This is a genomic window from Shewanella sp. SM69 (assembly GCF_025653985.1).
In the GTDB taxonomy this organism is placed as follows: Bacteria; Pseudomonadota; Gammaproteobacteria; order Enterobacterales; family Shewanellaceae; genus Shewanella; species Shewanella oncorhynchi.
On record NZ_JAKKRV010000010.1, the window covers coordinates 15,911 to 37,605 of the forward strand.

The 21,695-nt window shown below is 45.1% G+C and carries 17 protein-coding genes; 12 read left to right on the forward strand and 5 right to left on the reverse strand.

What is annotated here, in order from left to right:
- Positions 1 to 12 precede the first annotated feature (12 nt).
- Both L5M37_RS14135 and L5M37_RS14140 read right to left on the reverse strand, forming a co-directional pair.
- On the reverse strand, positions 13 to 432 hold the full coding sequence (locus L5M37_RS14135) for a cytochrome c-type biogenesis protein CcmH (protein ID WP_105250353.1): 420 nt from the start codon (positions 430 to 432) through the stop codon (positions 13 to 15).
- Positions 432 to 2,531, reverse strand: a complete 2,100-nt coding sequence (locus tag L5M37_RS14140) for a heme lyase CcmF/NrfE family subunit (RefSeq protein WP_263200902.1) — start codon at positions 2,529 to 2,531, stop codon at positions 432 to 434. Before L5M37_RS14140 ends, L5M37_RS14135 begins: the two co-directional genes overlap by 1 nt.
- 550 nt (positions 2,532 to 3,081) lie before the next feature.
- Here L5M37_RS14140 and sirA point away from each other — a divergent pair.
- From sirA to L5M37_RS14190, 10 genes are all read left to right on the forward strand, one after another.
- Entirely contained in the window at positions 3,082 to 5,145 is a 2,064-nt protein-coding gene (gene sirA / locus L5M37_RS14145) for a dissimilatory sulfite reductase SirA (protein ID WP_113939219.1), read from the forward strand.
- Between the two features lie 62 nt (positions 5,146 to 5,207).
- Complete coding sequence (locus L5M37_RS14150) at positions 5,208 to 5,648, forward strand: rhodanese-like domain-containing protein (RefSeq protein ID WP_028761786.1); 441 nt, start codon at positions 5,208 to 5,210, stop codon at positions 5,646 to 5,648.
- Between the two features lie 85 nt (positions 5,649 to 5,733).
- Positions 5,734 to 6,516, forward strand: coding sequence for an FKBP-type peptidyl-prolyl cis-trans isomerase (locus L5M37_RS14155; protein ID WP_105250349.1), 783 nt, complete (start codon positions 5,734 to 5,736; stop codon positions 6,514 to 6,516).
- Positions 6,517 to 6,550: 34 nt separating this feature from the next.
- Positions 6,551 to 7,231 (forward strand): nitrite reductase, encoded by a 681-nt coding sequence (locus tag L5M37_RS14160; protein WP_263200903.1) that lies wholly within the window; start codon positions 6,551 to 6,553, stop codon positions 7,229 to 7,231.
- A gap of 89 nt (positions 7,232 to 7,320) precedes the next feature.
- A complete protein-coding gene (locus tag L5M37_RS14165; protein WP_263200905.1) occupies positions 7,321 to 7,812 on the forward strand; it encodes a nitrous oxide reductase accessory protein NosL in 492 nt (163 codons plus the stop codon).
- 7 nt (positions 7,813 to 7,819) lie between these two features.
- Positions 7,820 to 9,109: a nitrous oxide reductase family maturation protein NosD gene (nosD, locus tag L5M37_RS14170; RefSeq protein ID WP_263200907.1), complete on the forward strand. Its 1,290-nt coding sequence runs from the start codon at positions 7,820 to 7,822 to the stop codon at positions 9,107 to 9,109.
- Entirely contained in the window at positions 9,106 to 10,146 is a 1,041-nt protein-coding gene (locus L5M37_RS14175; RefSeq protein ID WP_263200909.1) for an ABC transporter ATP-binding protein, read from the forward strand. Before nosD ends, L5M37_RS14175 begins: the two co-directional genes overlap by 4 nt.
- A complete protein-coding gene (locus L5M37_RS14180; protein ID WP_263163707.1) occupies positions 10,143 to 11,015 on the forward strand; it encodes an ABC transporter permease in 873 nt (290 codons plus the stop codon). Before L5M37_RS14175 ends, L5M37_RS14180 begins: the two co-directional genes overlap by 4 nt.
- Before the next feature lie 221 nt (positions 11,016 to 11,236).
- A complete protein-coding gene (locus L5M37_RS14185; protein WP_173496241.1) occupies positions 11,237 to 12,520 on the forward strand; it encodes a transcriptional regulator in 1,284 nt (427 codons plus the stop codon).
- 235 nt (positions 12,521 to 12,755) lie between these two features.
- Positions 12,756 to 14,870: a M13 family metallopeptidase gene (locus L5M37_RS14190; RefSeq protein ID WP_263200910.1), complete on the forward strand. Its 2,115-nt coding sequence runs from the start codon at positions 12,756 to 12,758 to the stop codon at positions 14,868 to 14,870.
- 51 nt (positions 14,871 to 14,921) lie between these two features.
- Here L5M37_RS14190 and L5M37_RS14195 read toward each other — a convergent pair whose 3' ends face one another.
- Positions 14,922 to 17,315: a fatty acid cis/trans isomerase gene (locus L5M37_RS14195; protein WP_263200911.1), complete on the reverse strand. Its 2,394-nt coding sequence runs from the start codon at positions 17,313 to 17,315 to the stop codon at positions 14,922 to 14,924.
- A gap of 255 nt (positions 17,316 to 17,570) precedes the next feature.
- Here L5M37_RS14195 and L5M37_RS14200 point away from each other — a divergent pair, with 255 nt between their 5' ends.
- Entirely contained in the window at positions 17,571 to 18,200 is a 630-nt protein-coding gene (locus L5M37_RS14200) for a flavin reductase family protein (protein ID WP_263200913.1), read from the forward strand.
- Positions 18,201 to 18,635: 435 nt separating this feature from the next.
- Here the strand turns inward: L5M37_RS14200 and L5M37_RS14205 are convergent, their stop codons facing one another.
- Positions 18,636 to 19,550, reverse strand: coding sequence for a hypothetical protein (locus L5M37_RS14205; protein WP_263200915.1), 915 nt, complete (start codon positions 19,548 to 19,550; stop codon positions 18,636 to 18,638).
- A 486-nt stretch (positions 19,551 to 20,036) separates the two neighbouring features.
- On the opposite strand from L5M37_RS14205, the gene L5M37_RS14210 reads away from it, so the two are divergent.
- Positions 20,037 to 20,429 (forward strand): SMI1/KNR4 family protein, encoded by a 393-nt coding sequence (locus L5M37_RS14210; protein ID WP_263200917.1) that lies wholly within the window; start codon positions 20,037 to 20,039, stop codon positions 20,427 to 20,429.
- A 518-nt stretch (positions 20,430 to 20,947) separates the two neighbouring features.
- On the opposite strand, the gene fre is transcribed toward L5M37_RS14210, so the two are convergent.
- Positions 20,948 to 21,658, reverse strand: coding sequence for an NAD(P)H-flavin reductase (fre, locus tag L5M37_RS14215; protein WP_263200918.1), 711 nt, complete (start codon positions 21,656 to 21,658; stop codon positions 20,948 to 20,950).
- Positions 21,659 to 21,695: the final 37 nt, after the last annotated feature.

The window sequence follows — 21,695 nt, forward strand, 5'->3', positions numbered from 1 at the left end:
TATCCTTTACTTTTAAATAGTCGTTTGTGTTTTTCTACGGGTTACCAATGCGAGACACAACCCAACACCAAGCACTAATAACAGCAGTGGCCCAAACCAAAGTGCGAAGGTGGAGGCCTTAAATTCAGGTTGATAACGGATTTTTTGACCATAGCGTTGCACCATAAAATCGATAATCTCATCTTGGCTTTGCCCCTGTTCCAGCATCGAGAATATTTGTGCTTTGAGCTCGTGGGCGATTGGCGCCTGTGATTCAAATAGGCTTTGATTCGTCGCCATAGGGCAACGCAGCACTTTACTGATATCTATTGCCTGTTGCTGGTAGGAAAGGCTTGATATGGGCTGAGCTTGCGCGACGGATAAGCATGGGATCCCTATCCCACATAAGGTGATAGGGAGCAGTAAGACTAAAAAGCGCAATATTGGATTCATTAGGCAAGCGTCTCCTGTGGTTTGTGATGGGATAGGTTACCTAAGGTTGTTAAATCAGCTTGGTAGCTAAAATGGCGAGTAGGCCAAGCGGCAATCGCCCCACCTAGCATCATTAATAGCGCACCAAGCCAGATCCAACTCGCAAGGGGTTTATAGCTGATACGGATAAGGTATTCGCTGTCACTTAATTGCAGCCCCATAGACACATAAATATCCCGCCAGAATCCATGATCGATACCCGCGTGGGACATTTCCATCCCATTGCTTTTAAAGGTTTGCCGTTGTGGTGTGATATAGCTTAAAACCCGTTCATCATTCGCACCATCGCGAATACTGATATTGGCCTGAATGGCGGTAAAGCTACTCGTTTCAACATTCTCAGTGCTTTCATAAACTAAGACATAACTCGCTAAAGGCTTACCTTGACCAGGCCCCATTCTGAGGAGGGCTTCCTGTTCAAAAAAGGAGACGGATGTTGCTCCAATAATAGTGATAGCCACCCCCAAGTGGGCGAATAGCATGGCTATAAACCCTTGTTTTGATGATTTAACGGGAGGATTTAAGCCGTGCTCGCTGCGGTTTTGGGTTAATTGACGGGCATATATTCGTCTACCCAATCCCGAGGCTGCCAATATCGTGAGCAATAAACACACTAGCAACCAAAGTGCTGCGGCTGTGCCAAGGAGTAAAAATAAGCTACTGCCCGAGGCGGCCTGTAAGCTTACCCAGCCAGCGACGGCTAATATCACTAGGCTAGGAATGAGCAGGAAAGTAATACGAGTCTTTGAGGCATTTTGCCATTGCACTATTTGCCATTGCACTAAGGGCGCAATGCCCATTAACAGGACAAGCAAGAAAGTGAGGGGGACAAATATAGCGTTGAAATAAGGGGCCCCCACTGAAAGTGTACCTAAATCGAGTAGCTCATAGATCAAAGGGTAAAATGTACCGAGCAATACGGAAAACCCTGCTACGACTAAGATAACGATCCCGAGCAGTAACAGTGTTTCCTTACTGAAAAGCGCGAAAGTCACATCCTGTTTTAAATGGTGGGCTTTGAGTGCAAAAATGAGTAACGCAGCCCCAACAAAAATCACTAATAAGCAGAGGATTGACATGCCACGGGTCGGATCGGCGGCAAAGGCATGTACCGATTGCACTATGCCGGAACGCACCAAAAAGCTGCCGAGTAAACTGAGTGAGAATGCCAATAAGCACAGCAGTAAAGTCGTGAGTTTAAAGCCATGAGTACGTTGAGTGAGAATGAGGGAATGCACTAATGCTGTTGCCACAAGCCAAGGAATAAAGGAGGCATTTTCTACCGGATCCCAAAACCACCAACCACCCCAACCCAGTTCGTTATAGGCCCACCAAGATCCAAAGGCATTGCCGCCTGTTAGAAACACCCACGCTAATAATACCCAAGGTCGTAAATAGTTAATTTGACGAGTATTAAAACCACCACCGAGCAGTGATGCTAACGCTGCGGCAAAGCAAACAGTGAGGCCAACATAACCAAGAAAGAGCATGGGCGGATGCAGTATGAGTCCTATGTCTTGCAAAATGGGGTTAAGATCTCGCCCTTCAATCGGAATGTTAGGTAATAAGCGGGCAAAGGGATTAGAGGTAAAGAGTAAAAATAAGTTAAAACCAAGGATCACTAATGCCAAAATAGCCAACAGCCTCGCAAAATATAGGGCGTCTTGGTATATATCGCTGGCCTTATCTTGAGTGCAATCCGCCATCTTTATGCGATAACTGATGATCGTGCCCCAAAGGGCAATCGCAAATATCCAAAACAGCATTGACCCTTCGTGGCTGCCCCAAACTGCGGCCACTTTATAACCCAAGGCTAATTGGCTATTCGAGTGGTTTGCGACATAAGCAACAGAAAAATCATCAGTCATAAAGCAATAAATTAAGCAAAGAAGTGAAGTAAATACTGAGGTAAATATGGCTCTAAAGAGTGTCGGGCTTAATCCCACCAGATAGGCATTATTCTGCTTAACACCAATTAAGGTCAGTGTTGCAGAAAATAATGCCAATACGCTACTGATGATCAGTAATATATGTCCAATTTCTGGAAGCATAGTTGTCATTTATTATGCCTTAGAATAATGTGGTCGCGGTAATGTAGTGTTTACAGTTGGCTATTTTACCCGTGTGATTTTCACATGCTGATTTTTATTAAGTTCGCTCATCAACTTGAGTTGTTTTCTTGTAATTTTAAATTTACATATAAGACCTTGTTGGAAAAAGTCAGTTTAATCACGAGGTTTAATCACTGTTGATTTTAAGATTAGTCGAGTTTTGCATTTAATAATGTGATCTTATCCGTTATTAAATCATTCCTTTTTACGCTTGATATTTTTTTGAAAAATCAAATGCATTTTTAGTTTTTTTTATAACTGAAATGTGCTTTTTAACTTCTAAAAAATAAATGACATTAAATTTGTAAGTTATTGTATTTAATTTATTTTAATTGATTTTATTCATCTTGATTTATCAGCGGGAATTTAGTGTGCTCTAGCTCTGATTTTTAATGGTTTTTTGCCTCCACCATGCTGTAACTGGTCAATTGTTTATGTCGTTCAGTGAGCAGTTAGGTTCAGTAGAAAATAAAAAACTAATGATAATTAGGAGTGAATGATGAAACGATGGAAATCCAAAATAGCACTCAGCGTGCTGTTTTGTTTAGGTACTATCGTCAGTGTGGCCGGAATAGCATCCGATGCTAAACCGGGCGAGGTAAAGCCTGGCTATGGTAATAAACAAATGAGTGCGGAAGCTCAGGGAATTATGGCTAATCCCGATCTAACACTAGAATCCCGTGGTGTAAGAACACTGCAGGATTATATTGTTCAGGAAAAAGAGTTGTTTGATTTTCTTTTTGAAAATCATCCGGTATTTAAATATGCCGAGCAAGGTCGTTTAAAAGGAACCTATAAGGTCAGTGACCGTGGTGAAGAATACTTACACGGTGGTGATAGCCAAAAATATAGCCAACATCAAGAGGGCAATCGCCCTATGGCATTGCAATATCGCCTCGGTGCCAAGTCGATTTTGGATTTCCCAAATAAGTTTGTTGGTCCTGAAAAATGTGGTGAGTGCCACGGTCCACAATATGAAAAGTGGAAACGTTCACGTCATTCAAAAACCTTACGTTTTCCGGGGAGTCATCCCGAAGTCGATAACGATTTAAACAAAACCATGTATGGCACTAAGGATACTTCTATCCTGCCAGACGGCATTACCCCTGATGCAATTTATGCGACGGTGGGAACACCAAGAACCAAATACGGCTTTATCGATAGCTACTTAGTACGCGGTACTTTCCATGTGAAAGACGGTTTACTCAAAGATGGTACTGGCACTATGGTCGCCGGTGGTAACCAATTCTCCCGTGGTTGGGCTGAATGGTTAACCCCTGAAATGGCGAAGAAAATTCAGAAAGTTATTCCTGAATTTCCAACTAAAATGGAAGATTTTGGCGCGAGTGGTTCACACCAATGGGGTATGAGCTCCTATGGTGCTAAATACGAGAAGGAATTCTTATTCCAACCTGCGAGTTCCTATTGCGAAATGTGCCACACCTTTAAGTTTGATTTTAAAACTAAAGATGAGTTTTTTGCAGCCCTTGGTAATCCTAAAGAGCTCCAAAAACATACAGTGTCACTCGGTATTACCTGTGAAGAGTGTCATGGCGCAGGTGGTCATTTAGACGGCGGTATCGGTGGTGGTATGCCTTCTAACTGTGAGCGTTGTCACCAGCGTTTTAACTTCGTAGAAGAACTTGCGCAAACCCCACAGGGTAAAGAAAAACTGGAATATGCCTTTAACGTGAAGATGAAATCTTCGTGCCCATCTTGTGGTACAGAAGGTTCGCAAATGTTTGCCTCGTCTCACTACGATAAGGGTATGCGTTGTTCTACCTGTCATGATCCACACGAAGTGACTGATGGTGATTGGAAATCCGGTATTACTAAACCAAAACTCATCAAAGAATGTACCGATTGCCATACGGCACAGGCTGAAATTGCGAGTAATACCAAAACCCACAGTAAACAAACTTGTCAAAGCTGTCATATGCCAAACATGGGTAGTTGTGAAAACTTCACCGCGATCCAGTTCCCTGATATGGCCGGTTTCGACAACGTTCGTAAGTCGCACATGTGGAAAATCGATGTTGATCCATTGCGTAAGACACTTAACCCACCTGAAGGTAAGTCTCGCGACTCATCCACTAAGGGCTGGACTGTGGCGAAGGACGAAAATGGCCATAACTACCTCGATCTCATGTGGACCTGTGCTCGTACTTCCGCTTCTGATCACGATGTAGTGGATAACAAAGGTTGCCATAGCCAATTCCAATCTAAGTTGGGTGAGGGTCTGCACTTTAAAGATCAACAGCAAATCTACGGCAAAGTTCAGAAGTGGCAAAAACCAGTGAAAGAAACCTATGCCAAAGTAGAAAAAGCCCTTATTAGCATCGATAAGTCGCCCAATATGGCGAAGTTATCGGTAGAAGATAAGACGCAAGTGCTGTTGTTGACCGATAAAGCTCAAGATGTCCTCAAGCTGATTAAAGCCGATGGTTCATGGGGTGTTCATGGTGCGCGTTACTCACAAAAACGCTTAGATGCCGCCTTGACCTATGTGACCCAAGCCCAAGCAATCATTGATGGTAATGCGCTGAGTGCGAAGAAAATATAGTTTAACTTGAGTCCTAGTTATCCCCGACACCTTTGGGTGTCGGGGAATATGAGAGCCTAATTATGCATAACATGCTTCGTCAAAGTGTAAGCCGAATATTGATGGTGTTGGCCTTAGGCGTGACTGCGATGCCAGTCATCGCCGGTGGTGGTTCAGAAATGTCTGAAGTGCCCTATAACGAAATCCAATTAAATCCCATTTCGATGATGGAAGCGGAAACCTTAGTCGGCAAACAAGGCGTTTATTTTTTCGACGTAAATACACTGGAGATATGGGCAGAAGGTTTTATCCCCGGAGCAGTTTTTTTCAATGTTCAGAATTGGAGAGAGTTACTTCCAAAGAATAAAGATGCAGTCATGGTGTTTTACTGCGCTAACCGCCTTTGCACCAGCAGCAATATGGCGGCGAGAGAAACCATGAAGCTAGGTTACACAGGTGTGCGTCATATGGCCGATGGTATTTATGGCTGGCGTATGTCAGGTCGAGTAACAGAAAAACCTTAGTAACACACAGGACCGATGTTTTATCGGTTTGGTTTGCAGGGCCAAAAGGCGAAACCCACAGGGTTAACATTGTAGAGAACATAAAATGAAAACACGTATGCCAACTTCTTTTATCCCCAAAAGCATCACAGTGGCGACCTGCGCCGCATTATTTGTTTCGGTAGCCAGTTTTGCCGGCACAAGTCTGAAAACCGATGCAGATAAAACCTCTTACAGCATTGGCGCTTCTATTGGTAATTACATTTCTGGTCAAGTCTACAACCAAGTTGAATTAGGCTCAGAGGTGAATGTCGACTTAGTCGTGCAAGGTTTTGTGGATGCGCTTAAAGATAAACAGCAATTAACCGACGAAGAAGTGCTGACCTACCTGAACCAAAGAGCAGAACAACTCAATGCCGCAAGAACTGTCGTTGCTGAAAAACAAATGGCAGAAACTAAAAAGGCAAGTGCGGCATATCTTGCTGAAAATCAAAAAAAGTCTGGCGTTAAAGTTACCGCCTCTGGTCTTCAATACGAAGTCTTAACCCAAGGTAAAGGTCATAAACCCAATCCAGAAGATGTGGTCACAGTGGAATATGTTGGCACTCTTATCGATGGGACTGAGTTTGAAAATACGGTTGGACGTAAAGAGCCCACTCGGTTTGCATTAATGTCGGTGATCCCCGCTTGGGAAGAGGGATTAAAGTTGATGCCTGTGGGGTCTAAATACCGTTTTGTGGTACCAGCAAGCCTTGCCTATGGCACTGAAGCCGTAGGTATTATCCCTCCTGAATCAGCACTTATCTTTGAAATTGAACTGAAAAATATTGAGAAACCCAGCGAAATGAAAGAGATGAAAAATAAAAAGATGATGCCTGCACACGGTTAATCTGGCTCCTAAAACGAGTTGTTTGGAGAGTGAAATGGAGACTGGAATGGTGAGCTTAGGACTAGGCACTGGCATCAGTTTACTGTTGTTTGTTGCTTATATTTACTGGCAGCACATGCGTCTAAACCTAGTAATGGGAATCGCACAGTTGCCAAACATGTCGAGCAAGGTGCCCTTTGCGATGGGAATCGTCCTAGTGCTGCTTACCCTTGCTATCTACAGTCAAACAGGCCGTTTTAGGGATTGGGATCAAGGTCGGCTTGATGAAAATATTGATTATTTAGTGGCGGCCGAGATCACCAAAGCCAGTCGTTGGGCTCAGAGTGAGCCGCAAAACACCTTGGCACTTATGTCATTAGCTCAGGCTTACAATGCGGGAGGTTTGTACTCAGATGCGGTGCTGACCTTAGATAAATTACTCGAAATAGGGGGAGAAGATGCCGAAGTGTTAGGGGCAAAAGCTAACGCGCTTTATTACCGTGAGCTTCGGCAAATGACACCTGAAACCCAAGAGGTGATTGCCAAAGCATTAGCACTCTCTCCCTTTGAGCCTCAAACCCATATGTTACTCGCGGCAGATGCTTACTTGCATGCTCGTAACCAAGAGGCCATTGACCATTGGCAGCTCCTGCTCAAACACAATGGCGACAGTATCAACCGTGAAGCAATCGATAATGCGATTGCAAAAGCACAAAGCAAAATGAATGAAAGATGAAACCCGTTTCTATCAACCCTCGCCGTAAAGATCTGTCCCTGCAAGGAATCTGGCGAGGCGTTGATATTTTTAATAAAAGGATAAATAGGATGAAGAAATACTATGCATTGTTGCTGTTAGTGCCTTTGCTATTTGGCTGTAATAAAAGCGAGGCCACAGACCATGTTCATAAGGCCGAGATGATCCACGAGCATGACCGTTGCCATTTATGCGGCATGGTGATCACTAAATATCCCGGACCTAAAGGGCAAGTGCAGCTCAAGGCTGAGAAAACGGTACCTAAGTTTTGTTCGGCTCGCGATATGTTTAACTTTGCATTACAGCCTGAAAATAAAAGACAAATTGATTACATGATGGTGCATGACGCGGGCACGACCGATTGGGATCAACCTGACGATGGCGCCTTTATTGATGCTCAAAATGCCTTCTATGTTTACGGTACGACTAAGAAAGCTGTGATGGGACCTGCCGTTGCCCCTTTTAGTACCAAAGCTGCCGCCGAAGCCTTTGTTAAGGAATACGGTGGTCGAGTACTGAGATTTGATGACATCACCTTAGAACTGCTCGCGGGTGATAAATAAGGTTGTGATGAAGCTGCGTCTCGTCCTTATCTGGCTGCTGTGCTTTGCCTCTTTCGGTACTTGGGCTGCACTCCTTCGGGTAACAGATACAGATTCACTCACCCTTGCCCTTAACAAAGCTCAAGCAGGTGACACCTTAGTGCTAGCCACTGGGGTGTATGAAGGCTCCTTTAAGGTGACGCAATCCATTTCGCTAAAGGGGGAAATAGGCGCGACATTAGATGCACTGCGCCAAGGCAGTGCATTGGTCATTGAGGCACCTCAGGTAAGTATTGAAGGGCTAAATATCCGCCACTGGGGACGGGATCTGTATTACCGTGATGCCGCCATTTTACTCAAAAAAGGGGCGGATCATGTGCAGATTAAGGGAAACCGCTTGGTGGGTGATGGTTTTGGTATTTATGGCGAACAGCTAAACTCACCCACCATCACGGACAATAGCATTAGTGGTAACGGTGCCATTCATGTGCTTGATCGGGGTGATGGCATTTATCTCAAGCATGTTAATTCGCCACAAATTGACCGAAATCAGCTGATTTTTGTCCGTGATGGTGTGTATTTAGAGTCCGTTACCCACAGCCGCATTTATGAAAATCAATTCACTAAGCTGCAATATGGCATTCACTACATGTATACCCAAGCCGACGAAGCGTGGCAAAACCAAGCGATTGCCGTCGATGGCGGTTATGCCCTAATGAATTCAACCAATATTTACCTGCACCACAACCGTGTGACTCAGGCGCGGGACTTTGGCATTTTGCTCAACATTACTGAGGCATCCCATGTGCAAGCCAATGTCGCGAGTCAAATCCATAACCCTAAGGGCACTGTGGAGCTTGGCAATGAAGGGAAAGGTATTTTTATTTACGCCGCTCAACATAACCGTATTCAAGATAACGAGTTTAGCCACAGCGATACTGGGATCAGTATGGCCATGGGCGGAGAGGAAAATCGCCTTTGGCATAATCGTATTATGGCCAATCAAACCCAAGTTAAATATGTCGGTGAAAGCCAACTTGAATGGAGTTATCAGGGGCAGGGGAATTACTGGTCGGAATATCAAGGTTGGGATCTGAATGGCGATGGATTCGGGGATATTGTCCATAGGCCGAATGACAGTTTAGATAAACTGTTTTGGCTTTATCCTGAAGCCAAACTGTTGATGGAAAGCCCCGTTGTGTTGTTACTGCGCTGGGTGGAACGCCAATTTAAGCCCCAAGTGACGAGCGGTATAAGTGATAGTTTTCCCCTAATGCAAAGTGGCGCGCATGTACTGATTGATGGAGGTTCGCGATGAATCATCAAACTTTGACCTGCTCAGCGAATAAGCCTGTAACGAGTGCTGATGTGGTTGTTAAAGCGACAAATATCAGTAAATGCTATGGCAAGTTTAAGGCACTGGATGATGTGAGTTTTGAGGTGCTAGCGGGTCAAGTGATCGCACTCCTTGGGCATAATGGTGCGGGTAAATCTACGTTACTCAAGCTTATTTTGGGATTACTTACCCCCACAAGTGGCTTGCTCCAAGTTCAAGGTCATAGTGTCGGAAGTATGAATGCCAGACAGAGTTTGTCCTTAGGCTATTTGCCTGAAAATGTGAGTTTTTATGACAATATGACCGCCAATGAGCTGCTGCGATATTTTGCTAAGCTTAAGGGCGTTGCCTTGCCTAAAGTGCATGAATTACTTGCTGAATTTGGTTTAGAGGCCGCTAAAGATAAGCGTTTGAGTACTTTTTCTAAGGGGATGCGGCAACGTCTTGGGCTCGCGCAGGCGATATTGGCTGAGCCTAAGGTACTGTTACTCGATGAACCGACAGTTGGCTTAGATCCCTTGGCATCGGCTTTCCTGTATCAAAAAATCGCTCAGCTCAGGGCGCAGGGCTGCGCCATTATTATCAGTACCCATGAGTTGGGATTAGTGCAAGATCAGATGGATCGCGCTTTGATCTTAGGTCGAGGGCGAATGTTGGCTTCGGGAAGCTTAACCTCCCTGAGGGCGGCGACTCAGTTGCCAAATCATATCTTGTTGCATTTTCTATCTAATACTCAAAGGCAAGCATTGCTAGCGGATCCCATTTTAGCGGCATGTGTTAAGGCAAATGCGGGGCAGGGACTCACACTAGCCGTGCCACAGGAGCAAAAGTCAGCCGTGTTAAATCACTTATTACAAAAAGTGCTCGCTGGGGATTTTTCTATTGAACCTCCTAGTTTGCAGAGTGTGTTTCATCATTACATGGAAAGTCTTTGCCCCCTTCAGTCGTCAAAAATGCCCACAAAGACTATTAACATAACAGATATAAATCAGGCGATTAATTTGGAATCAGTCCTATGAACCGTTCCGAGGTTTTGCACCATCGTTTAAGTGCTCTGAGCATAGTGAGCACCATAGCCGCCAAAGAGTTTAAGGATAATTTACGTAATCGTTGGTTATGGATGATGGCGGGAATCTTGTTGCTGCTATCTCTGTGTGTGAGTTTTATGGGCAGCGCAGTGTCCGGCAACTTAGTGGTATTTGAGCCTGCCCAAATCCTTTCTGGGTTAGTCACTTTATCGGTATTTATGCTCCCTTTAGGTGCGATTTTGTTGAGTTATGACAGCTTTGTTGGTGAAAAAGAATCCGGCACTCTGTTGTTACTGCTGACCTATCCATTAGCACGTTGGCATCTGGTGTGCGGCAAGTTTTTAGGCCATGCCTGCGTGATGACCATTGCCTGCATTTTGGGCTTTGGTTTAACAGGATTAATACTGATATCACTGGGCGATACTCAGGCCCAGTTATCTATAGCGATCGGGTTTAGCCATTTGATTATGAGCAGTATTTTGCTGTCATTAGTGTTCGTGCTCTTGGGTTATTGGATTAGTTTGTGTGTGCGAGAAAAAGCTAAGGCACTGGGGATATTACTCATTTTATGGTTTGTGCTTGTGCTGGTTTATGATCTGATTTTACTCAGTGCTGTGGTTGGAATGAGTGAGATGTTTAATCGTACTGTATTCAATCTACTGATTTTGTTGAACCCCACTGATCTGTTCCGTGCTTTAAATTTACTCGCGACTCCCTCGGATACACTCGCGGCTAAAAGTAGTCTCACTCTGCTTGCTCAAACTGGGCTTGGCTTACCCTTAATGTATGGTTTGCTGGGTGGCTGGATTGGTGCATTACTTTTGTGTTGTTCTTGGATCTTTAAATACCAAGAAATCTAGTTTAGCGACCTCTGTATTAGTCTAACTTTGTACTTATTAAACAATGACTAAACTGAGTATAGAGTCACACTCTTATATGTTGTTAAAAGGTAAAATTAACCATCTTGACTTGGTGATTGCATATCATCGTTTTCTTGGAAAGAAACAATGTCACATTATGATTGCATGTTGTTAGTGTAATCAAACTTTATCAGTATTGGCTGATCTTTCAGGCGTTTAACATGCATAAAATCACATCTTATTTAATGTTAGATGAACAGGCTAAGGAATTAGTCGATCATGTGAATGGGACAACCATCAGCCTGACTTTTTCCGAAACGGCCTTATTAGTGCTGCTGTTATCATCCACGAATGCCATTTTTACTAAGGAAGAATTGCTGCAGGTCGGCTGGCCTGAAAGGGTGGTTGCTCCTACCTCTTTAACGCAATGCATCAGTACCTTACGTAAAAAGCTCGAACCCTATACCGAAGTGCAGCTTAAAACCGTGGCACGCCGCGGGTATCAATTGCATATCTCTGAACAATCCCATGTAAAGATGCTGGCGATCAATGATGCGAATGCAATTCGTGATGCCTTAGTGGGGGTGTCGGTTTGGACTAAAGTTGCTGGTATTGCCCTCTTGTGCGCTATCTTGGCAATCGTTTGGTATGTGAGCGACCACCATGCGGTGGTTAAACAGGTGGCTAAATGGCATGCCGATAAATATATCAGCCTCAATATTGGTGGCACGCTGGGGACGGCGCGAACCTTCTATATTGGTGATGAGGATCGTTTACATCCTTCATGGTGGCAAAAACATTTAGCGCCAGAGGGAAATCACATCAATAACCTTAATTACTTCAGTGCATTTACCTCAACGGATGGCAAAAATTATTCGATGGCGATTTGCCCTGAGCTGGACGCCGATGCCTGCAGTGGTCACGGCATCATCAATATCACGGCGATAGATGCAAAACCCGCAGGATTAAATATGGCGGAGTTTATTCCGCTGAGCCAAATAATGGAGCAGCGCATTCGCTATAACCGTATTGTCCTCCCTGCGGATGATAAAGGAATGGGTGAGCTACTTGAGCATAATTACCATGCGGATATTTATTTTCCCGTCGCGGGCGAACTCTTAGTTCGTAACGATCTCAGTATGTCTCTGGTCTATGAAGGGCAAAATAAGGGTAAGTTTTATTCGACCTCCTGTATTACAGATCAAGATTGTTTAACGACGCCGATTAAATACACTATCCGCGGTGAGTTTGAGCAGTACCAGACCACAATTGATGACCTTAAAGTCGATGTTTTTCACGTTAAAGTGTTACAAAAAGAACTGACAAAACCGGATGAAGTCAGCCATTCTGCTATGCAGTTCTACCGTGAAATTCGTAAGCATGATATCCGTGATGAAGATTTATTTTATTATCGTGTTTATCAAAATGAGCACACGGCAGTATGGATCATTCCTCAGATGGGACAAGTGCTTGCGTGGACTCAGTACACTCAGATCAAATTATAGAGTAGTCATTAGCCAAACTTGATTAAGCCGACATAGCGTCGGCTTTTTTGTGCCTGCAGTTGAGCGCGGTCGTGATGATGCTAAGCTGCGTATTTCAGCGTCTGGCTCAAATTGTTTGCATTAACTTTCTATCATAAAAATTGGCTTTGTTTTACTTCTTCATTCAGTGCCAGTTACACTGCCAAACATAGCAATCACACTATAAATACAATAATAAAAAAAAGAGGAGTCATTCATGTCGGACCGTCTTATTCCCGTGCTATTACTGTCAACTTCAGTACTGGCTGGGCTCACTGCTTGCAGTGATAACACCACAGAAAACACAGTTAAAACCAGCGAAAACGCGCCAAAAAGTCAAGACGTTGCGGCTCAAATGCCGATTGGCATTAATGTCGCGGCTATGACGCCAACGGTAAAACCAGGGGATGATTTTTATACCTACGCCAATGGCGAATGGATGAAAACGACGATGATCCCTGCCGATCGCTCCAGCACTGGCGCTTTCCTCGTTGCCTTTGAAGCAACCGAAAAGCATAAAACCAGTTTGATTGCCGATCTGGTGAAAGCGCAACATGCGGTGGGGAGCGACGAAGCGCGTATCGCCGATTTCTACAAGGCTTACACAGATACCGCCGCTATTGATGCCGCAGGAATGAAGCCTGCCGAGGCAGATATTGCCCGTTATGAGGCTATTGCGAGCAAGCAGGATTTATCTGCGGCGTTAGGCGGAAATCTGCGCGCCGATGTCGATCCTCTCAACGCGACCGATTTTTATACCGAAAACCTATTTGGGATCTTCGTCACCCAAGGTTTAGCAACGCCGGGCGAAGTCTTACCTTACTTTTTACAGGGCGGTTTAGGCTTACCTGAGCGCGAATATTACCTGTCTGCCGATCCTAAAATGGTCGACATTCGCACCGCTTACCGCGCTTACATTGAAACCTTGCTTAAAGATGCGGGTGTGAGCGATGCCGCTGTCCGTGCCGATCGTATTTTTGCCCTTGAAAACAAGATTGCCGCGGCCCACGCCAGCCGTGAAGCAAGCGAAGATTTTACTCAGTCTTCGGGTGTATGGAGCCGTGCTGACTTTGATGCCAAAGCTCCGGGCATCGATTGGACTGCCTTTCTAGCGGCGGCGCAACTGGGCAATCAGCCTAAATTTGCGGCCTACCATGCAACGGCGATTACGGGACTTTCTGCGCTTGTGGCCTCTGAGCCTTTAGAAGCATGGAAAGATTGGCTCGTGTTCCACCATATCAACAGCCATGCTGATGTGTTGCCATCGGCTATCGACAACGCTTCGTTTGCCTTTAATGGCACTAAGCTTTCTGGCACGCCAGAGCAGCGCAGCCGCGATAAACGTGCCTTAGCAGCACTCGACCAATATTTAGGTGATGCCGTAGGCCATGCCTATGCCGAGCAATATTTCCCCGCTTCGGCCAAAGCAGAAGTCAGCACTATGGTGGATAACATAGTGGCCGCCTTCGGTCAGCGAGTGGAAAAACTCGATTGGATGGACCCTTCAACCAAGAAAGAAGCCCTAGCAAAAGTGGCCACTATGGCAGTGGGCGTGGGTTATCCCGACAAATGGCGCAATTACGACAGCTATGCAGTGACTGCGACCAATGCCTACGCCAATGCCATCAATGGCGAAAAAGTGGAGTACAGCCACCAGTTAGCCAAGATTGGCAAACCAATGGATAAAGGCGAGTGGTGGATGACGCCGCAAGTGGTGAATGCGGTGAATTTGCCCGTGCAGAATGCGCTTAACTTCCCTGCGGGTATTTTGCAACCGCCATTCTTCGATGCTAAGGCCGATGCCGCTTACAACTATGGCACGATTGGCGCTGTGATTGGTCATGAAATCAGCCATAGTTTTGATAACAATGGCGCGGCATTCGACTCGACTGGCGCTATGCGTAACTGGTGGACGCCCGCTGACTTTGCTCAATTTGATAAGCAAGGAGATGCGTTAGCGCAGCAGTTTGATGTTTATGCGCCTTTCCCTGATTTACACGTCAATGGCAAGTTGACCTTAGGTGAAAACATTGCCGACGTAGCAGGTTTAGCCGCCGCTTATGATGCTTACCATGCCTCGCTTAAAGACAAAGATGCCCCAGTGATTGGAGGCTTTACGGGTGATCAACGCTTCTTTATCGGCTTTGCGCAAACCTGGGCCACTAAGATGCGTGACGAAGCCCTGCGTGCTCGGGTGGTAACCGATGGACATGCCCCCGGCATGTACCGCGCGCTGACCGTGCGTAACTTAGATGCTTGGTATACTGCATTCGATGTTAAGCCTGGCGATAAGCTGTATTTAGCCCCTGAAGATCGCGTTAAGATCTGGTAAGTTTACTGCGTTGATTTGAAAGGAAGGGGAACACTAACGTTCCCCTTTTTATTAACGATTTTGCAGTCGGTTGTAATCCAGCCACCCACTTTCTATCGGGTGATTGTCGAAAAAGATCTGATTGAGTTTGTCACTAAAGGCCCAAAACTTCGGATCGGTACGGCGTACACCCACCATATCTAACAGTGCTTCATAGTCTTTTTCAGTTTGCATTTTCTCTACTGTCGCCACGACGTTAGGCAAGTCCTGTTCTTTCACTTGCCAAAATGCCTCAGGATAACTGCCCAATAAGCCATGCACTAAAGTGACGTCATCTTTAGCGGGTTCGCGGTTACTCGCCTCATTAAACAGGCTCGAAATATTCCGATGAGCGCTATTGCGAACTAAGGTAAATATCTCAGCTTTACCCGCTTTTTCAGGTTCCACCATGATCATGGTTAGTTCAGGTAACAGGGTCGCTTGTGTGCCTTTTAATCGATCTAATGTGTGTAAAAGTGCTTTGCTATGTATTTGCAAGCTACTATTTTCTATGTGATATCGATTGGGTTGAACCTTAGCAACCTTCTGCCCGAGTTTTTGATACAGCTCGCCCTTTAGATCGTCACTAAAGTAGAGTACGCCCGTAGGCTGATGAAAGGTGTTGATATCCCCTGCGATAAAGGCCGTGAGTTGAGTTCCAGCCCCTTGATACCAATCACTCAACTGCTTGCGCCTTTCCTCCTGTGGCAACAGGGTCAGGAAATTCGATTCCCCCTCCATACGTAAAAAATCCATGTATAAGCGAGTTAATAGCTGGTGGCCGTAGTTACCATAAACATCGAAACCCGCGACCAATAAATAGTGGATACGCTCCAGCAAGGCATAATCGATAATCCAAGCCGTTTTTGGGGGCTCGCCGACTAAGCCTTTGACCACTGTGGCATTGTCGAAGTGGCGCAGCACTGTCAGGCTGGCATTATCATTGTTGTCGTCGCCATCCCAGAGTCCGTCTATGGTGAGGTGCTGGCCGTTTTTGAATTTCTCGTTCAAGAACTGATTACGCGCCCGCATATATTTTCCTTGCTTGGCGGCATATTTCACCCAAGTTACTGCTAATGCAGTGCTTTCTTCCTCTGCAGGCATACGTAGGTTTTCAAGTTGGGAATGGTAAAAAGCGCTAAAGTCAGTGTCGTCCATATAATCTGGAGTCACAAAGTACACCCAGAATCTATCGTTAATGACATTGAGCGCCACCTGACCACGGCACACTGGACCTTTGATAAAGCCCATAATGGTATCTTGGGCGCGGGTCAGCATAAATCGATAGCGCGCACTGGCAGGAATTTGAATAAAAGCTTCAAAGGGATTGGCTGCAACGCTCGGCTTGTAGCTCGGCAGTTGAGTGACTGAGTAATCCGCATCGATAAACCATTGTTGCCAGTTATCCAGCAAGCCGGTATTCAAAGCGTAGGGGATATGGGTTTTATCGACTATGGTTGCCCGATAAGGCCGAAAGCGGTAATAGACTCGCTCCACCTTAGGATCATCGAAGGGACGACGGGAGGCGATAATATCCAGCGCTTGCCCCGGCGGCGTCCGAGAACGCACTAACTCGAAGAATAAAGGCTGGGCGTTTGGCTGATTTAAAGATTCAAAATATAAATGGAAGGCAAACAAATGCTCATAAATGTAACGTGCACTTAATTGGCTTTTTAAACTGTCGCCGTTTAAAAACTCCTCCCAGTGGGTTATTTCTGCAATAAATTCAGGTGTAAGTGCCTGTGCAAATGGCAGTGGTGCACCTTGCTCGAGCCAGTGCATCAACACTTGATGCTCATTAGCATTCAGTGCTGGCAAGCCATAAGGCATACCTGCAAGGGGCTGGCTTTGCTCGTATTTGTCCATTTCCTCTATGCTGGCGCACTGCTGAACTCTGTCTAGCCTGAAATCAAAACGCTTATCTAAAATCTTGTCTTCGGGCAGGGGATGCATTTGCTTAAGCGTGAGCATTCTGGCTAATACCGAGGCTTGGGTATTGGCTTCTGGGGTTTGATCGCGCTCGTTTAGCATGGGGTAAAACCCGCGTTGACGCCAAGCTTCTGGGGTAAAGGCATCGACAAGTAAACGATTAGGTGTGGCAGCGACTAAGCGTGTGCCTTGGTAAACCTTTTCCTTACTCGCCCCACGCTCTATACCTTCGCTCGAGGTCATTTTTAACTGGCAGGGGGCATCGTAACAGGCATGACATACCACGCAGCGGCTATTGAGAATAGGCTCAACTTGTGTGTGCACAAACTCGGCCTGTTGAATAAATTGGTCGTTCAGCTGTGCATTTTCGACGCGTTTTTGTGGTGAGCTAGTGCCAAACAGGCTATTGAAATCGATTTGCGCTACGCTGGCACAACCTGTCGCTAACAGCACTGCGACCAACAACAACCTCTTCCATCCCCCTTTTATCGCGTCCATTCACCGCTCCTTCATTTGTCACATGCTATTTAGCAGAGTTAGGCTTTTTAGCCCACTGATAAGTATCACTTTAGCAGAAGAGTGTGTTGGATTTGAAATTTGCAGCCAGATGTTGTTCAAGGAGTTTACTTAAGTTGCCCTACAGACTTTTGGTCGCTGCTCGAAACTTGGGTAAGATAGCGGCTATGAAAGCGTACCTGTGATGGCTGTATTAATTGCTCCAGTATTGTTGTGGCAATAACAAAAGGATGAAGTATGACTGCTGATAACCGCTATTTTTACGAACCGAGCAAAGGCCATGGCCTTGCACACGATCCTTTAAATGCGATTGTGGGGCCTCGACCAATCGGCTGGATTTCATCGCGGAATACTCAGGGGCAACGCAATCTTGCACCTTACAGCTTTTTTAATTGTTTCAACTACAAACCGCCCATCATCGGCTTTGCCAGCACAGGCTGGAAAGACAGTGTTGCTAATATCTTCGAGACAGGGGAGTTTGTGTGGAACCTCACCACCCGCGGCTTAGCCGAGCAGATGAATCAAACCTCCGCCATGCTGCCACGCGGTCAAGATGAGTTTAGCTTTGCCGGACTCACGGCTAAAGCTGGCACCATTGTTAAGGCCGATTTAGTGGCTGAAAGCCCAGTAAACTTCGAATGCAAATTGTCCCAATGTATCCAGTTAACCGCCGCCAATGGCGACAAGATCGATACTTGGTTAGTGTTAGGTGAAGTGGTGGCCGTGCATATTGCTAAGCATTTACTCAATGCCGAGGGGATTTATCAAACTGCCCTTGCCGAGCCCGTATTACGTGCCGGCGGCCCATCGGCTTATTATGGGATCTCCGAAGATCTGCGTTTCGATCTACATAGACCACAAGTGTAAGGGGCTGCTCAGTCGCCGCAGGGCTGTGGGTTTTCAAACTTCGTTTGAGTTTTGGGCATTAGTTTAACTGTTAACTTTTTAAATCAAAATCTAAGTCAACGTCGTGGGGCTTCACCCCACACCCGACCAAGGAGGACTGCTCGTCCTATCCTCCTTGGATTCTCCATGACGCCCCTAGCGAAGTTACATGCATTAGTTACCAGTCTCATACTCCAATAAAAATCGCCTAACGGCTCAGATGGCACATCCATGTGCCCCCGAGCCTGCGCCATCATCCATGATGTCGCCACGGCATTTTTATCTGCGTATTTCGACAACTTCGCAGGGGGAGGTGAACTCCTGCTATTTTGGGGTTAGCTGCTTATCTCAAAAGAGTTTTGCCTGTTCCATCTTTTAATATATGCCCCCTAGCTTTTAGCTAGAGGTGTAGGTAATTTAGGATAATGAAAAACCATCATTTATAAAATTAAATAATTTATCAGACCACACCTTATATATTATCTTATTAGGGCTCCCTGATAATTCCTTTTTGAATTCTGTAGAATACTTAATCGTGGAAAAGTACGTGATGGAACGCTCAGACGGAGGAAGGGCTGCACCAATAGTATAAGTTGTCCCATTAGGGTGATATTTTAAGTCCCATGCATGATTTATATCGACATTAAACTCAACTTTTATTAAGACATGAGAGTTTTCAAATATCACTCCATTTTCCGATTTTTTTACCTTTGTTCCTTTGGGTAACTTAATCCACTTAGCTATATTACAATCGCCTAACATCTCCTCGCTGACATTTACCCCCGAACACCGGATTATATCTCGATGAGATACATATTCATGTTTATTATCCACATCGTTGGATATGAAAAAAAAAGCTGTTCCTCGGACGTTATTTTTAGGATTCTCCTCCCAATCATGGAAGTCATTTGCAAGAGAACCTATGAAACATGACCTCATATATTCGACTAATTTTTTATTGAGTTCTATTCTCTCATTAATATCACTATACAGTACAACTTCTTCCGAAAGAGGAATTTTAGATGAACTATAAATTAACCTATTATTTTTTGAAACAAAGAATGGAATATGCTTAGCATCGTCGTGCTTATAAAAACAGATAAGATCACCTTTGTGGTATATGTGTGAGTGTATATATTTCACTTCACTTTCACTACGCATTGAAAAATAAACATTCAATAAAAATAGACACATTGCTGCAAATAATGCAGTGTAAGAAAATACCATATCTTTGTGATTTATATTTTTGACTACGATGTAATATCCACACCAGACAACGATAACTATCAATGTGGCTAGCGTCAGCCAGAAACCTATATTTATATCCTTCATCTCATATGTCCATGCTTATATAGGGGAAAATTATTTAATTAAGTTGAAATTTTAATTTTAGTAATCATATCATGTAAATTTAAATGAGCCATCCATTGTTAAATATTCAGGAAGATAGTAGTAAAAAGAAGACTTTCAGGTTACTGGGAGCAAAGAGAGGAAGTACGGATAGGCATACATTTGATGCTAAAGGTTACACCGATCCCCCGCGAAGTTGCCGCGGGGCGTTGGAATAAATTGCGTGAGTCCGGTCATGGATGACCGGCTAGCTTCCGTAGGTACAGGGACGTTGCCTTCGGAAGCGATAGCAATTTATTCATAAGACCAAGGCTAGTCTCTAATGCATGTAACTTCGCTAGGGGCGGCAAGGGAGTTCCAAGAGGGGATTGCTGTTGATCCCCTCTTGGTCGGGTGAAGCCCCACGACGTTGATTTTGGCTTTGATTAAAGTTAAACCTTTAAGTTGCTAAGAGCTAAGGAGAGATAAGTGCCTTTTGATTTATCGGAAGAACAACTAGTCCTAACTGAACAAGAGTTGGGTGCAACATTGCCACACGAATATCGTGAAGCAATGAAATTGGATAATGGTGGCGAGGCTGCTACGGCAGATGATGATTGGGAGTTGTACCCGATTAAAGATACTTCCGATAGAAAACGAATTTCCCGCACTTGTCATCACATCCTTTATGAAACTAGTTCCTGCAAAGGGTTCGGTCATTTCCCTGAGAATGCCATCACCATTGCGGGCAATGGGTTAGGTGACCAAATGGTTTTTATCAAAGAGTCAGGCAGGTTTTTGGACACGGTTTATTTGTGGCTTCATGAAACTGGCGAGCTTCAACAATTAGCCGCTTCTTTTAATGGAATTAAAAATCTATAAATAGTGATAACAGTATGATTAAAATTAAATTTTTAACTCGTTAGCTACAGATAATACCTATCACCTGCGAAGTTGCTGAAGGGGTTGAAGAAAATCGCGTGAGCGATTTTCGAATAAGCACGAAGCCAGTCACTAATGCATGTAACTTCGCTAGGGAGAATGCTGCGCAGCAGCGTTATGAACGAGAGTCATGGATGACGAACTGGCAGTTAGATATGGAAGTTGTTCGTCTTGGAGAATCCAAGGGCGAAGGCCTACGGCCGCTTTGAGCGCGAGATATGGATATCGAGCTGGCTATTTAACATGGACGTTTTTGATAGGACGAGCAGTCCTCCTTGGTCGACTCTTTATTAAAAAATCAGGGGTGAAGCCCCACGACTTTAATCCAAACGAAGTTTGGGTAAACTCAATTGACCGCCATCTGCAAGATAGAAAAACAAAACCCCAGTAAAAACTAGGGTTTATTATTTGCAGCTCAACTGGCAAAGGTTAGCCAGCCAAGCTAACAAATTATCGCATTATTTGATAAACGCGAACGCATCACCGTAGAGATGTGCTTCTTCTACACCAATCTCACGGAAGATTTCCCGTGCTGCACCCACCATGTCGAAACGGCCGGCGATGTAGATGTCGTAGCCATTTAAGCTGACAAAATCTTGCTTGATTTGCGCTAACAGATTGGCGGTTTTACCTTGCCAATTGGCTGGGGCTTCTTCGATCACTGGGACGAAGTTCAACCAAGGGTGAGCGTCGTGCCATTGGCGGGCGATGGCTTCAAAATACATGGCATCTTGGGTGCGACAACCCCAATACAGGGTAGTTTTAACCTGTTGACCAATGGCGATTTGGTGCTCGACGATACTTTTAATGTAAGAGAAACCTGTGCCGCCGGCGATTAATAGGCGAGGGCGTTGGCTTTCGTGGCGCAGGTGGGCGTCGCCGCCTGGGGCTTCGATGTCGATAGTGCTGCCGTCAATGGCGCAGGCTTTCAGGCGCTCGACCACTTGCATTGGGTAGCTTTCACTTACAGCGGCGCCAATGTGTAATTCGATCAGCTCGGCGTTTGGCGCTGACGCGATAGAGAAGGGACGTTTATCTTTTTCACCCATGACAACACATAAGTATTGCCCCGCTTGGAAATCGAAGGCGGTTTCTGGTCTTAACAATACTTGATATACGGCATCGTTAAATGGGCTAACTTTCTCTATCTTACAACGTATGGTTTTCATCAAACTTCCTTTGCACCTTTCTTCAACAGTATGTGTC